This is a genomic window from Rhizobium sp. CB3060 (assembly GCF_025200735.1).
Classification (GTDB): Bacteria; Pseudomonadota; Alphaproteobacteria; order Rhizobiales; family Rhizobiaceae; genus Rhizobium.
Genome location: NZ_CP104158.1, coordinates 933,841 through 946,616, shown reverse-complemented (window position 1 = coordinate 946,616; position 12,776 = coordinate 933,841). Strand labels below are relative to the sequence as shown.

Sequence of the window (12,776 nt, the reverse complement as noted above, 5' to 3'; positions counted from 1 at the left end):
TAATGGCCCAGGAGATGTTGAGGAAGCGTTTCTAACCGCTGATTTCCTCATGCCAATAGCTCCGATGACGCTCTTCGCGCGGTCCACCGCTTTTCCCAACTGCAGGGTGAAGGAAGGATGAAGCGCAGACGAGCTTGGCACAGCGTAATCCCATGCGCAGGTAAAATTTACCAAGCGACTTAAGGAACTCACCATCTTATTCGGCGATGATGCCTCCATTGCAAGCGTTACCGTGTCCTTTGCGCCGACGAAATCCGCGCCACGGTAAAGGAGAAACGCATATCGTGCTCAATATCACAACGGGCCTCACCATCTGGTGTTCGGAAGCGATTACGCTCGCAACCGTGCTTTTCTTTGCCTGGCGGCATGATCGCCAGACGCCTGCCTATTTGATGTGGTCGCTGGGCTTCACCGTCAGCGCCGTCGGGTTCGCCCTCGTGGCAGCGCGCGGCTTCATTCCGGATTTCCTGTCGATCGAAGTCGGCAACGGCATCGCTCTGCTCGGCGAAAGTGCCTGGATCGCCGGCTTTTGCTGGATGGACAATCGCCGGCTGGACTGGCGGGCGCTGTTCCCGCCGGCCATCTGGTTTGCCGGGGTCGAACTGCCTTGGATTCACGAGAGTTTCGTCAATCGCGTCATCCTCTACGATCTCGCTGGCGCGGTCGGCGCGACGTTGCTCGCCGCTGCGGTCCGCCCGGCGGAAGGCCGGCGCGAAGGGGTGCGCGGTCTGCTCGGCTTCGTTTTCATGGCGCTCGCCTGCCTTTGCTTCGTTTCCGCCATGTCGATGACGCTTCTGCAGCTCAACCTTGAGGAAGCGCAGAGCTATCGCAGCTACTCCGCCCTTGGCAGCGCGTTGCTGATCACCACGGCAATCGCACTCACTGGCAAGCTGATGATGGAGCGGTCCGAACGACGCTGGCGGGCTATATCGGTCACGGATACGCTGACGGGCGTGCTGAACCGACGCGGCCTGCAGGATTATTTCGAACTTGTCGCCGGAAAGACGACCAAAGACTCGCAGAAGATCGCCACGCTGCTGTTCGATCTCGATCACTTCAAGGCGATCAACGACCGTTATGGCCACCAGACGGGCGATATCGTGCTTGCCGAATTCGCTCGCATCGGACGACAGTTCGTGCCTCGCAACGGCGCATTCGGCCGCATGGGTGGCGAGGAATTTACCGCCTTCATCCTCGTAGACGACCAAGCGGAGGCCGAGGCGATCGCCGAGACGATCCGCCTGGACTTCTGCCGTGTGCCGCTGCTTGCCGGCCGCTCGTTAGTGCCAGCGACCGTCAGCATCGGTCTGGCGATCATGCCATGCGAAAACGCCAATTGGGACCGATTGGTTTCCGCCGCAGATCGGGCGCTTTATGCCGCCAAGCGCGGCGGCCGCAATTGCACGATCGTCTTCAGCGAGGCGGAAGCGGCAATGGCCACCGATACCCCGCCCGATCCGAACGGCGGCGAGCTTGTGCCGACACTCGATGATCAGATTCATGCGCTGCGCCGCCTCGGTACGCTGGCACGGATGTAACGGCCTTTTCCCATCCGCTTTATTCCGATAATCCTTTCGTCATGACCACATCCTCCGTTTTCTCCATCGATCCCGTGGCGCGTCGCGTGTCCCTCAATGCGCGCGATCCCGCCTTCTACAACAATCCGAACGCCGTCTATGCCGCCCTGCATGCCGAATGTCCCACCTTCTATTGGGAACAGCAGAAGCAATGGTATTTCACCGGCTATGACCATGTGAACGGCCTGCTGCGCGACCGCCGCTTCGGCCGGCAGATCCTGCATATCGCCAGCCGCGAAGAACTCGGCCTGCCCGCGCCGCAGCCGCATCTCAAAAATTTCGATCTTGCCGAACAACATTCACTGCTCGAAATCGAGCCGCCCGAGCACACGCGGCTGAGAACCCTCGTCAACCGCGCCTTCGTCTCCCGTCACGTCGAGAAGATGAAGCCGGAGCTGGCGGAGCTCGCCAACCGGCTGATCGATAATTTCGAAGAAAAAAGCGAAGTCGAACTGCTGTCGGCCTTTGCCGATATCATTCCCGTCACCATGATCGCGCGGATGATCGGCATTCCGGAAGAGATGGGGCCGCAATTGCTGAAGTGGTCGCATGCCTATGTACGCATGTACATATTCGGCCGCACGCCCGAAGACGAGCTTGCCGCCGATCAGGCAGCCAAGGAATTTGCCGACTACGTGAAAACGGTCATTCGCGAGCGCCGCGCCAATCCGCAGGACGATCTCCTCACGCATATGATCACAACCGAGCATAAGGGCCAGTATCTGACCGAGGACGAGCTGGTCTCAACGACGATCGTGCTGCTCAATGCCGGCCACGAGGCGACGGTGCATCAGATCGGCAATTCCGTCCGTGTCATTCTGGAGAACGGCTACGCACCTGCCGCGCTTTTCAAGGATGAGGCGACGACGGAGCGTACTGTCGAGGAAACGCTGCGAATCTGCGCGCCCGTGCATGTCTTCCAGCGCTGGTGCCTGGAGCCGGCAGAAATCGACGGCGTGTCCTTCCAGCGTGGCGATAAGGTGGCGTTGCTTCTCGCCGCCGCCAATCTCGACCCCACGAAGTTCTCCGATCCCCTCACCTTCAAGCCCGACCGCAACGAAGCACCCAATCTCTCCTTCGGCGCCGGTATCCATTTCTGCATCGGCGCGCCGCTGGCGCGGCTGGAATTGAACGTGGTGCTGCCGATCCTGTTCGAACGCCTGCCCGGCCTGACGCTCAAGAAGACGCCGGAGGTCAAGGATCTCTATCAATTCCACGGCCTCGACAAGCTGGAACTGAGCTGGTGAGTTAAGTATTGCCTTTGGCCGAGAGCCCGCCAATCCCGATTGCGCGTTACGCCTTGATTGCAGGACTATCCGCTAGGTTCATTGATCGCCTAAAACGCAAAATGGCGCGCCGGGCGGGCGCGCCATTGCAAAACCCTTGGCAGCGGGCGGCATGCGCCCGCCTCTGCCATATCAGCCGTAACGGCCGGTGATGTAGTCTTCCGTGCGCTTGACCTTCGGCGCCTGGAAAATCTGCTCGGTCGCGCCGTATTCGATCAACTCACCTAGATACATGAAGGCGGTGTTGTCGGAGATACGGCTCGCCTGCTGCATGTTGTGCGTCACGATGACGACCGTGAACTCGCCCTTAAGCTGCGAGACCAATTCCTCGACCTTGGCGGTCGAGATAGGATCGAGAGCCGAAGTCGGCTCGTCGAGAAGCAACACGGATGGCTTCACCGCGATGGCGCGGGCGATGCAGAGACGCTGCTGCTGGCCGCCGGAAAGGCCAAGTCCGCTCTGGTGCAGCTTTTCCTTCACTTCGCTCCAAAGCGCAGTTTCAGTCAGCGCCGCTTCGACGCGGGCGTCCATTTCCGCCTTGGAAATCTTCTCATAGAGCCGGATGCCGAAAGCGACGTTTTCATAGATCGACATCGGGAACGGCGTGGGCTTCTGGAACACCATGCCGACCTTGGCACGCAAATCGTTCAGATCGACGTCCTTGGCGAGGATATTGCGGCCATCCAACAGGATCTCGCCGCCAACAGTCTGGCCCGGATAGAGATCATACATCCGGTTGAAGGTGCGCAGCAGCGTGGACTTGCCGCAACCCGAAGGGCCGATGAAGGCGGTGACCGCATTTTTGCGGATGTTCATGTTCACACCCTTCAGAACGCGATGGCCGTTCTGATAGGTGAAATCGAGGTTCTTCACCTCAAGTTTCGCGAGCATGCCGGGACCCGACTGTGAAACGGCGTCCTTCCCCGACTGTGCGTTGACGCTCTGGAAATTGCTGTCGCTCATGTTCATGGTTTCATTCCTATCGTTCGGCGGCTGCGTCACTGGCGGCGCCCACTCAAGACACGGGCAAGGATGTTAAGGGCTAGGATGGCAACGGTGATGATCAGCGCGCCGGCCCAAGCCAGTTGTTTGAGATCCTCACCTGCATCGGCGGCGAGCGTGTTGATGGCAACCGGCAGCGTGGCGATTGGACCGGTCACGCCCGCATTCATAAATTTGCTGTAACCGGCGGTGAAGAGAAGCGGCGCGGTTTCGCCGCTGATACGGGCGACGGCCAGCAGGATGCCGGTGAGGATGCCGGTCCAGGCGGAACGGTAGATCACCATCATCATGGACTTCCAGCGCGGCGCGCCGAGCGCGGCGGTCGCCTCACGAAGCGCATTTGGCACCAGCAACAGCATATCCTGCGTCGTGCGGTTGACGACCGGAAGGGCGATCAGCGCCAGCGCGAGGATGCCGGCGATGGCGGAGTTGCCGTGCATGGGCACGACCACGAGGCCGTAGACGAACACGCCGATGATGATCGAGGGTGCGGACAGCAAGATGTCGTTGATGAACTTGGCGGCCTCGGCAAGCTTGGTGCCGTTGGCATATTCCACCAGATAGGTGCCGGCGAGAATGCCGATCGGCGCGGCGATCAGGATGGCGCAGCCCGTGACCAGCACGGTGCCATAGATCGCGTTGATCAGACCACCGCGCGAGCCCTGCGCCGGGATCGACATCGTGAAGACGTCGAGGCTGAGTGCCGATACGCCGCGATAAAGCAGGGTCACAAGGATCACGCTGAGAAAGAATATGCCGAGGATGGCCGCGAGGAAGCACAAGGCCATCATCACGCGGTTCTTCCCATAGCGCCTCGACACGAGATTCTGACGAATTGCATTTTCCATGGGTGTTTTCCTCAATGCGCGTCGCCGCGGCCGATCATCCATCTCGCCGCTGCTAGCACGCAGAAGGAAAGGACGAACAGGAGCAGGCCGAGCGCGATCAGGCTCGACAATTGTAGACCGTCGGCATCGCCGAAGTTGTTCGCGATCTGGGCGGAAATGGTGGTGGACGGCGAAATGATCGACGATTGCAGGCGGCTCACCGAGCCTACAACGAAGGTGACGGCCATGGTTTCGCCGAGCGCGCGGCCGAGGCCGAGCATGATGCCGCCGACGAGGCCGCGACGTGTATAGGGGATCAGGATGTGGCGGGCCACCTCCCATGTGGTCATGCCCATGCCGTAAGCGGATTCACGCAACATCGGCGGCACGGTGCTGAACACGTCGCGGGCAATCGCGGTGATGAACGGCAGGATCATGACAGCCAGCACGAGGCTTGCCGTCAACAGGCCGACGCCTGGGGCCGGCGGCTGGAACAGCAGGCCGATCAACGGCACCTGGCCGATCGTCATCATAAGGAAGGGCAGGATATAGTTCTGCATCAGCGGCACGAGAATGAACAGACCGACGATACCGTAGATAATGGAGGGCACACCGGCCAAAAGCTCGATGGCCGTGCTGATCGGACGTCGCAGGCTGCCGGGGCAAAGTTCCGTGAGGAAGATGGCAATGCCGATGCCGAGGGGAACGGCAATCAGCATGGCGATGAACGAACTCACCAGCGTACCGACCACGGCAGGCACTGCACCGTAAATATCGACGGGAGCGCTCCACTTTGTGCCAAAGAGGAACGATAAGCCGAAGGTCTGGAAGGTTGGCAAGGCATCGATGACAAGAACCACCAGGATTGCCAGCAGCAGAAGCACGACGAGAGTAGCCGAGCCAAGCGTCATAAAATAGAAAATCCGATCCTGCATCCGGAATTTTCTGGTGCTGGCGGTGGTATCTATAGCCTGGAAGGCAGCCGTCTGAGTCGCGTCAGCCATCGATTTCCCCTTGTCCGTGACGAAAGGCGGACAGGGCTATACCCTGTCCGCCGCAACTTCTCACCCAGCACAAATTACTTCGTGCCGAAGTCCTTCTGCCAGGACTTCTCGACAATCTCGACGACATTGTCCGGGACTGCCAGATAAGACAGGGCGGTCGCGTCCTTCTGACCGTTCTGATAGGACCACTTGAAGAACTTCAGGGCCTCTTCGTTCTTAGCGGCATCGGCCGGCTTCTTGTAGAGCATAACCCAGGTCGAAGCGGCAATCGGCCAGCTCTTTTCGCCCGGCTGATTGGTGATGATCAGGTTGAAGTTCTTGGCATGAGCCCAATCGGCGTTGGAAGCAGCAGCCTTGAATGTATCGAGGCTAGGCTCGACAACCTTGCCGGCAGCATTCTTCATCTTCGCGAAACCGATATGGTTGGCGACGACGTAAGAATATTCAACGTAAGAGATCGAACCAGCCGTCTGGTTGACAGTGGTGGAAACGCCTTCGGAACCCTTGGCGCCAAAGCCGACCGGCCATTCAACTGCCGTGTTCGAACCAACCTTTTCTTTCCACTCCGGCGAAACCTTCGACAGGAAATCGGTGAAGTTGAAGGTCGTGCCCGAGCTGTCGGCGCGATAAACGACGGAGATCGCGGTGGAAGGCAGCTTCACGTCGGGGTTCAGGGCCTTGATGGCTGCATCGTCCCACTTGGCGACCTTGCCGAGGAAGATGTCGGCCAGCGTCTTGCCGTCGAGAACGAGTTCGCCCGGCTTTACGCCTTCAACGTTATAGGAAACGACGATACCGCCGGAGATCATCGGGAACTGGGCAATGCCGTTCTTCTCGAGGTCAGCGTCGCTCATCGGCTTATCCGAAGCGCCGAATACGATCGTCTTGTCGAGGAGCTGCTTGATGCCGGCGCCCGAACCGACCGACTGGTAGTTGACGACGTTGTTCGTCGCAGCCTTATAGCCTTCAGCCCACTTGGACATAACCGGCGCGATAAAGCTCGAGCCGGCGCCCGTGATGTCGGCAGCCGAGGCCGACACGGACATAGCCGCGATGAAGCCTGCAGTCAGGCAAAGCGAACGAAATTTCTGATTCAACATGATTGAACTCACTTCCTCAAGTGATGAATGGATGGCGAGCAGGATCTGAGCACGGAACGTCCCCATCGGTTCGTAACCCCCACCTCAATCTCCTGGCGACAGTGATGGCTCTAATCTCGCAGTGTTTCAGTTTGATGACAGTTTGGTGAAAGGCCAGTGACACAACTTGCGGCAATGAAAACGGCTATTTGCGCTGGCCGGCTAACAAATGCCTGCGCGCGTCCGAACGGCGCTGGCCGTCCTGATTTGATTCGACCGGCTTTGCGGCGCCGTCAGAGACGGATCACATAATCCTTTCGGGTGGTTTCAATGACTTCCCACGTCCCCTTAAAGCCGGGTCTCAGAATCATGCGATCGCCGGCACGCAGGTGAAAAGCCTCGCCATTTTCGGCAGTTACCACCGAGTAGCCGGAAAGGATATGGAAATACTCCCACTCGTCATAGACGATTCGCCATTTTCCGGGCGTTGCCTCCCATATGCCCGCGTAGAGGCCGCCATCAGCTTCCTCGACATTCCAGGTGCGGAACTTTGGCGCCCCGGAAACGATGCGATCGTCGGCGGGAGCACCGGTTTCCGGCTCGACGCCTTCGGGGTCCAATCGTAAATACGTTGTCATAAATCTTCCGTCCCGATCTGGAAACGCTTCCGTGTCATGCCTTCGCCAGCGCCTGCTCAAGGTCGGCGATGATGTCCTTGACGTCCTCGATGCCGATCGACAGGCGCACCACATCCGGACCGGCGCCGGCTGCGATTTTCTGCTCGTCGGTGAGCTGCTTGTGCGTCGTCGAGGCAGGGTGGATGACCAGGGAGCGCGTGTCGCCGATATTGGCGAGATGGGAAAAGAGCTCCAGGCCTTCCACAAATCCCTTGCCCGCTTCATATCCGCCCTTCAACCCGAAAGTGAAGACGGAACCCGCCCCCTTGGGCGAATAGCGCTGTTGCAGCGGATGGTTCGGGTCGTCCTCAAGGCCGGCATAGTTCACCCAGGCCACCTTGTCCTGCCCTTTCAGCCAGCGGGCGACGGCGATCGCATTGTCGGAATGGCGCTGCATGCGCAGCGGCAACGTCTCGATGCCCGTAAGGATCAAGAAGGCATTGAAGGGGGAGATGGCAGGGCCGAGATCGCGCAGGCCGAGGACGCGGCAGGCGATGGCGAAAGCGAAATTGCCGAAGGTGGCGTGCAGCACGATGCCGTTATATTCCGGCCTCGGCGTCGACAGCATCGGATAATTGTCTGACGCGGACCAGTCGAAGGTGCCGCCATCGATGATCATGCCGCCCATGGAATTGCCGTGGCCGCCCATGAATTTGGTCAACGAATGGATGACGATGTCGGCGCCATGCTCCAACGGCCGGATGAGATAGGGGCTGGCCATTGTATTGTCGACGATCAGCGGCAGGCCGTGCCGGCGGGCAACGGCGGCGATCGCCTCGATGTCGACGAAGGTACCGCCGGGATTGGCGAGGCTTTCAATGAAGATGCCGCGGGTGCGGCTGTCGATCTGTGTCTCGAACGTGGCCGGATCGGCGGAGTCGGCCCAGCGCACATGCCAATCGAAATTCTGGAAGGAGTGGCCGAACTGATTGATCGAGCCACCGTAGAGCTGCCTGGCGGCGACGAAATTGTCGCCCGGCTGCATGATGGTGTGAAAGACGAGCATCTGAGCAGCATGACCAGAGGCGACGGCGAGGCCGGCCGTGCCGCCTTCGAGGGCTGCCACCCGTTCCTCGAGTACGGCCTGGGTCGGGTTCATGATACGCGTGTAAATATTGCCGAACTGCTGCAGCCCGAAGAGTGCGGCGGCGTGGTCCGCATCCTGAAAGACGAAGGAGGTCGTCTGATAGATCGGTGTCGCGCGGGCGCCCGTCGTCGGGTCCGGCTGCGCGCCCGCATGAATCGCCAGCGTGTCGAAACCTGGATTGTTGGTCGGCATGCCCTCTCCTTCCGCCCATACTATTATAACGGGAGGATCATAGCGTCTCAGGCCTTAAAGTTAACCGCGAACTTTGCCGAGCTTTTCCGCTCACGAAAAAAACCTGCCATCTTTCGGCGATATCGCGCGACAAAATGGTCAGCTTTTCGCAGTAGTCAGGCGCAGGCTGTCGGGGTCAGGCGACCAGGCGCGGATATTCGATGGCCGGGCAGCGATCCATGACGACCTTGACGCCGGCCGCTTCCGCTCTCGCAGCGGCGGCGTCGTCTCTGACGCCGAGCTGGCCCCAAATGACCGGCGGCCTCGGCTCGATCATGATCGTCTCCTCGACCACCGAGCGCAGATATTCCGGTGCACGGAAGACATCAACCATGTCGACCGGCTCGGGAATATCGGCCAGATGACCAAAGACCCATTGTCCGAGGATCTCCTTGCCGGCCTGCCCGGGATTGACGGGAATGACGCGATAGCCTCGCGCCATCAGGTAGGCCATGACGCCGTTGCTAGGCCGCGCGGGATTGGGCGATGCGCCAACAAGCGCAATGGTCCGTACGGATAAAAGGATATCGGCGATATAAGAATCCTCGTAGCGGTCATGGTTCATCACGGAGCCTCCCTTTGGATCACACTTGCGTTTTGCCACAAATCCGGAAACCACGGCCGCGGCTTTCGCGTATATATAGGTATTATAACAATTTCAGGGAGAATTGCTCCGATGAAAAAAATCATCCTGCTGAGCCTGCTGATTGCCTCCGCCGCCAGCCCGGCCTTGGCGATCTCACGGTACAACTCCATGTCCTTCACCTGTGGCCAGGCTAAGGCGATCATAGACCGCGAACGGGCGGTAATCATGCGCTATCCGTCCACCAGGGTGCGCAACATGACGCTCTATGATCGTGTCGTTTCTGACAGCAATGCCTGCGATCCCGGCTACTATGCCTATCAGGACTATATTCCGACCAAGGACAGGCCCAACTGCCCCGTCTACACATGTCGGCCGTCGACCGATTTCGACGACGATGATTTGCTCATCCCGCATCGATAGCAGCAGGGCAAAGCAGGTTGCTAGCCTCTCTCGATCTCGATTTGCGCATGGGATTGTGGTTCAGCCTGCATCGCGTTGATCGCGATGCGGTGCAGTTTTGCCCCGCGGCCGCAATTTGGTTACTCCCCAAAACGTGCCGTTCCTTAATCATGATAGCACGATAACATCCTCATAGCGCTTTGGATGTTATCGGAATAACCCCAGACAATGCGTTCACCCGGCATGCAATTTTTGTTCTCTCTTCATTCCCCTGTAAATTAGAAACACCTCATGGTTGCGCGAATAAATAGAACAAATAGCGAACGCTCAACCGCACTTTTCTATGGATTTATTGAGGAAAGCAACAGCCAGAAGCATGTAAACCCACACATGTTGTTGCTTTTGGAGTATTGAGCGTCAATGGCATCCCGTATACCCACAAATCATCAAACTCTCGCCCGTTGCCGCGCAATTCGAGGTCTCCGTGTCCGCTGACGTTATCGCTCTCGTCCTCTTCGGCGCCCTGCTGCACGCAACGTGGAACGCAATCATCAAGGCGGGAACGGAGAAGTCCCTGGATGCCGCGATGGTTGCAGCAGGCGGCGCGGTCACTGCCCTGCCCTTTCTGCCGTTTCTGCCGTTGCCGGCTTCGGCCGCCTGGCCCTTCATCGGCGCCTCGGCGATCCTGCAATTTGCTTATTTTCAGTTGGTAGCCGCGGCCTACCGCGCCGGCGACATCGGTCTCGTCTATCCGCTGATGCGCGGGGTGGCGCCGCTGATCATCGTTGCGACCAGCGGCTTCATCCTTCGGGAGACGCTGTCCAGCGGTGCTCTGCTCGGTACGATGACGATCTGCGCCGGAATATTGACGCTTGCCTTCGAAGCCCGGAAGGGCGGCCGGCAGGCCATCGTCCTTGCTTTGTCGAACGCGGTGGTCATCGCCACCTATACCTATGTCGATGGTATCGGCGCACGCCTTTCCGGCAATTCCATATCCTATACGCTGTGGATGTCGCTCCTGCCGCCGGTGCTACTGTTTGCCTGGGCAATCTCGCAGCGCGGCTTTTCCGTTGTCGCCGCCCATGTCCGCTACAATTGGTGGCGCGGCCTGATCGGCGGCGGCGGTTCGCTGACGTCCTATGGCCTGGCATTGTGGGCGATGACCAAGGCGCCCGTCGCCATGGTGGCGGCGCTACGCGAGACATCGATCCTATTTGCACTGGTGATTTCGGTGGTCATCCTGAAGGAGCGATCGAGCATCTGGCGTTATGTCGCCGGTGCGATTATTGCAGGCGGCGTGTTGGTTCTAAGGCTGGCCTAAAGATGAGAAATATGGGGTATTGAAATACCGTATATTTAACATATTGATTCTGTTCACGAATTTTTCAGACAGCCAAATCCTGTCTTATTGACCTCAACAGCTATTCCCTTTATAAGCCGCGCCAGATCGCAGCCTTTCCGGGCTGCTTTCTTTTTGGCGCGCGTTTCGCTCGCCAAACCAAGCAACAAGAAACGCCCTGATGCCTTCGGGTCCAGGGTCCCAAAAGAGAGTATTCAACATGGCAACCTTCTCCCAGAAGCCTGCAGAGGTGGAGAAGAAGTGGGTTCTCATCGACGCCGAAGGGCTCGTCGTTGGCCGTCTCGCTTCTCTCATCGCAATGCGTCTGCGTGGCAAGCATAAGGCTACCTTCACGCCGCACGTCGACGACGGCGACAACGTCATCGTCATCAATGCCGACAAGGTCGTCTTCACCGGCAAGAAGTACGAAGACAAGGTTTACTACTGGCACACCGGTTACGCCGGCGGCATCAAGGAGCGCACCGCTCGCCAGATCATCGAAGGCCGCTTCCCGGAGCGCGTTCTCGAGAAGGCTGTCGAACGCATGGTTCCGCGCGGCCCGCTCGGCCGTCGCCAGATGAAGAACCTGCGCGTCTACGCCGGCTCCAACCATCCCCATGAAGCCCAGCAGCCGGTCGTTCTCGACGTGGCCAAGCTGAACAAGAAGAACGTAAGGAGCGCCTGATAATGGCTGATCTCTCTTCCCTGAAGGATCTCGGCACGGCATCGGAAGCTGCTGCTCCGGTTCACGTCCGCAAGGTTGACTCGCTTGGCCGTTCCTACGCGACCGGCAAGCGCAAGGACGCCGTCGCCCGCGTTTGGGTCAAGGCCGGCTCCGGCAAGATCATCGTCAACGGCAAGGACTACACGGCTTATTTCGCCCGTCCGGTTCTGCAGATGATCCTGCGTCAGCCGATCGTCGCAGCTGCCCGTGATGGCCAGTTCGACATCGTTGCAACCGTTGCCGGCGGCGGTCTTTCCGGCCAGGCCGGTGCCGTTCGCCACGGCCTGTCCAAGGCGCTCACCTACTTCGAACCGGGCCTGCGCTCGGTCCTGAAGAAGGGCGGCTTCCTGACCCGCGACAGCCGCGTCGTCGAACGCAAGAAGTACGGCCGTGCCAAGGCACGTCGTTCGTTCCAGTTCTCCAAGCGTTAATCGCTTATCCGAGATCGGATTTTGGAAAGGCCGGGTTCGCCCGGCCTTTTTGTTTATGTGATGTGCCGTCCCGGCTTAGGTCTTCCGGTCGTTCAGCCAGCCCGGCAATGTCAGGATGGGTTAGCGCTTTTTTGCTTCCTGATCGTATGATCGATTATAGAGGAGCGAGACAGGAAACCGTACGGGGGCGGAAATGAGATCTAAAGGGCTAGGCTTGGTCTCTTCGCTGGCGCTTGCAGTGCTCTGCGCAACCGCAGCTTTTTCAGCGGATACCGTAACGACGATCGAGGCGACGCCGGTACCCATGGAAAGCATGCGGGATTTCCTGCAAGCCAATCCGGACTGTCAGCAATTTACCGATCAATGTTCGATCTGTACCGTTGCCAACGGAAAGGCCGAATGCTCCACGCCGCAAATCGCATGCGTGAAAAAGGCGTATCAATGCACTGCACGCGCAAAGCAGTAGCTCGGAAAGCCGCCTGCTTGCAATTAGCGCCGATGTCTCCTAACTCGAGTCAGCCGAAGGC

14 protein-coding genes are annotated in these 12,776 nt (G+C 59.0%); 6 read left to right on the top strand and 8 right to left on the bottom strand.

Going from position 1 to position 12,776, the window contains the following annotated elements:
• Positions 1–284: 284 nt before the first annotated feature.
• Complete coding sequence (locus N2601_RS04690; RefSeq protein WP_104822661.1) at positions 285–1,538, top strand: GGDEF domain-containing protein; 1,254 nt, start codon at positions 285–287, stop codon at positions 1,536–1,538.
• Positions 1,539–1,579: 41 nt separating this feature from the next.
• The gene (locus N2601_RS04685; protein WP_260303811.1) at positions 1,580–2,824 is read left to right on the top strand and encodes a cytochrome P450; all 1,245 of its coding nucleotides are present in this window, start codon (positions 1,580–1,582) and stop codon (positions 2,822–2,824) included.
• Positions 2,825–2,995: 171 nt separating this feature from the next.
• On the opposite strand, the gene pstB is transcribed toward N2601_RS04685, so the two are convergent.
• The 7 genes from pstB to N2601_RS04650 form a co-directional block, all read right to left on the bottom strand.
• On the bottom strand, positions 2,996–3,754 hold the full coding sequence (gene pstB / locus N2601_RS04680; RefSeq protein WP_199773566.1) for a phosphate ABC transporter ATP-binding protein PstB: 759 nt from the start codon (positions 3,752–3,754) through the stop codon (positions 2,996–2,998).
• A gap of 107 nt (positions 3,755–3,861) precedes the next feature.
• On the bottom strand, positions 3,862–4,713 hold the full coding sequence (gene pstA / locus N2601_RS04675) for a phosphate ABC transporter permease PstA (protein ID WP_104822658.1): 852 nt from the start codon (positions 4,711–4,713) through the stop codon (positions 3,862–3,864).
• 11 nt (positions 4,714–4,724) lie between these two features.
• Entirely contained in the window at positions 4,725–5,696 is a 972-nt protein-coding gene (gene pstC / locus N2601_RS04670; RefSeq protein ID WP_104822657.1) for a phosphate ABC transporter permease subunit PstC, read from the bottom strand.
• 74 nt (positions 5,697–5,770) lie between these two features.
• The gene (gene pstS / locus N2601_RS04665; RefSeq protein WP_245463973.1) at positions 5,771–6,742 is read right to left on the bottom strand and encodes a phosphate ABC transporter substrate-binding protein PstS; all 972 of its coding nucleotides are present in this window, start codon (positions 6,740–6,742) and stop codon (positions 5,771–5,773) included.
• 326 nt (positions 6,743–7,068) lie between these two features.
• On the bottom strand, positions 7,069–7,413 hold the full coding sequence (locus tag N2601_RS04660) for a cupin domain-containing protein (RefSeq protein WP_104822656.1): 345 nt from the start codon (positions 7,411–7,413) through the stop codon (positions 7,069–7,071).
• 34 nt (positions 7,414–7,447) lie between these two features.
• Positions 7,448–8,731 carry an O-acetylhomoserine aminocarboxypropyltransferase gene (locus tag N2601_RS04655; RefSeq protein ID WP_104822655.1) on the bottom strand — a complete coding sequence of 428 codons (1,284 nt, stop codon included), beginning with the start codon at positions 8,729–8,731 and terminating at the stop codon, positions 7,448–7,450.
• A gap of 175 nt (positions 8,732–8,906) precedes the next feature.
• The gene (locus N2601_RS04650) at positions 8,907–9,335 is read right to left on the bottom strand and encodes a CoA-binding protein (protein ID WP_028753980.1); all 429 of its coding nucleotides are present in this window, start codon (positions 9,333–9,335) and stop codon (positions 8,907–8,909) included.
• Positions 9,336–9,446: 111 nt separating this feature from the next.
• Here N2601_RS04650 and N2601_RS04645 point away from each other — a divergent pair, with 111 nt between their 5' ends.
• From N2601_RS04645 to rpsI, 4 genes are all read left to right on the top strand, one after another.
• Complete coding sequence (locus N2601_RS04645; protein WP_104822654.1) at positions 9,447–9,776, top strand: hypothetical protein; 330 nt, start codon at positions 9,447–9,449, stop codon at positions 9,774–9,776.
• A gap of 463 nt (positions 9,777–10,239) precedes the next feature.
• Positions 10,240–11,076 carry an EamA family transporter gene (locus N2601_RS04640; protein WP_104822653.1) on the top strand — a complete coding sequence of 279 codons (837 nt, stop codon included), beginning with the start codon at positions 10,240–10,242 and terminating at the stop codon, positions 11,074–11,076.
• A gap of 238 nt (positions 11,077–11,314) precedes the next feature.
• Positions 11,315–11,779 carry a 50S ribosomal protein L13 gene (rplM, locus tag N2601_RS04635; RefSeq protein ID WP_104822652.1) on the top strand — a complete coding sequence of 155 codons (465 nt, stop codon included), beginning with the start codon at positions 11,315–11,317 and terminating at the stop codon, positions 11,777–11,779.
• Between the two features lie 2 nt (positions 11,780–11,781).
• Positions 11,782–12,249, top strand: a complete 468-nt coding sequence (rpsI, locus tag N2601_RS04630) for a 30S ribosomal protein S9 (RefSeq protein ID WP_028753976.1) — start codon at positions 11,782–11,784, stop codon at positions 12,247–12,249.
• A 120-nt stretch (positions 12,250–12,369) separates the two neighbouring features.
• Here the strand turns inward: rpsI and N2601_RS04625 are convergent, their stop codons facing one another.
• Complete coding sequence (locus N2601_RS04625) at positions 12,370–12,564, bottom strand: hypothetical protein (RefSeq protein ID WP_260303808.1); 195 nt, start codon at positions 12,562–12,564, stop codon at positions 12,370–12,372.
• Positions 12,565–12,776 lie beyond the last annotated feature (212 nt).

What these genes read in the sequence shown, in the direction of transcription:
- N2601_RS04685 (WP_260303811.1), top strand. Translation starts at nt 1,580, where the DNA reads ATGACCACATCCTCCGTTTTCTCCATCGATCCCGTGGCGCGTCGCGTG.
- pstB (WP_199773566.1), bottom strand. Translation starts at nt 3,754, where the DNA reads ATGCTCGCGAAACTTGAGGTGAAGAACCTCGATTTCACCTATCAGAAC.
- pstA (WP_104822658.1), bottom strand. Translation starts at nt 4,713, where the DNA reads ATGGAAAATGCAATTCGTCAGAATCTCGTGTCGAGGCGCTATGGGAAG.
- pstC (WP_104822657.1), bottom strand. Translation starts at nt 5,696, where the DNA reads ATGGCTGACGCGACTCAGACGGCTGCCTTCCAGGCTATAGATACCACC.
- pstS (WP_245463973.1), bottom strand. Translation starts at nt 6,742, where the DNA reads ATGTCCGTGTCGGCCTCGGCTGCCGACATCACGGGCGCCGGCTCGAGC.
- N2601_RS04660 (WP_104822656.1), bottom strand. Translation starts at nt 7,413, where the DNA reads ATGACAACGTATTTACGATTGGACCCCGAAGGCGTCGAGCCGGAAACC.
- N2601_RS04655 (WP_104822655.1), bottom strand. Translation starts at nt 8,731, where the DNA reads ATGCCGACCAACAATCCAGGTTTCGACACGCTGGCGATTCATGCGGGC.
- N2601_RS04650 (WP_028753980.1), bottom strand. Translation starts at nt 9,335, where the DNA reads ATGAACCATGACCGCTACGAGGATTCTTATATCGCCGATATCCTTTTA.
- N2601_RS04645 (WP_104822654.1), top strand. Translation starts at nt 9,447, where the DNA reads ATGAAAAAAATCATCCTGCTGAGCCTGCTGATTGCCTCCGCCGCCAGC.
- rplM (WP_104822652.1), top strand. Translation starts at nt 11,315, where the DNA reads ATGGCAACCTTCTCCCAGAAGCCTGCAGAGGTGGAGAAGAAGTGGGTT.
- rpsI (WP_028753976.1), top strand. Translation starts at nt 11,782, where the DNA reads ATGGCTGATCTCTCTTCCCTGAAGGATCTCGGCACGGCATCGGAAGCT.
- N2601_RS04625 (WP_260303808.1), bottom strand. Translation starts at nt 12,564, where the DNA reads ATGCTTTCCATGGGTACCGGCGTCGCCTCGATCGTCGTTACGGTATCC.